Genomic DNA, 305 nt, shown 5'->3' with positions numbered 1-305 from the left:
AATACATCCCCTCTCGACGTGGACACTCTCAGATAACGAAATGACTGATCTCCAGCAAGCGCCCTGGTCAGTCAAGAGTTAGCCCCGTGTGTCACCACCCTACCCTTCTAAGCCTTCAAAGCGGCGGAGCCATCATTTCGGGCTTCATCGCCTCCGCACGCTTTCTAATGTTATCTTCAATTCTTGCCAGTTCGTCGAGAAAGCCTTGCTTAGGGTCGTAGTACTGCGACCGCTCAGGCGGTGGAATTTTGTATTTGGTGCAAAGGGATTCGACCAGGTCTATCGCTCTTAAGCCAAGCTTCGAG

The 305-nt window shown here is 51.8% G+C and carries 1 protein-coding gene; it reads right to left on the bottom strand.

Annotated elements, in window-relative coordinates; all coding sequences use genetic code 11:
* Positions 1 to 115: 115 nt before the first annotated feature.
* Positions 116 to 305, bottom strand: a 190-nt coding sequence (locus AC3XQU_RS23575) for a hypothetical protein (protein ID WP_489876567.1), incomplete at its 5' end; no start/stop codon positions are given.

This window comes from Telluria sp. AZSoR62, assembly GCF_058111565.1.
Note: the sequence above shows the minus strand (reverse complement) of the source record. Positions and strands in the feature narration are given on the sequence as shown.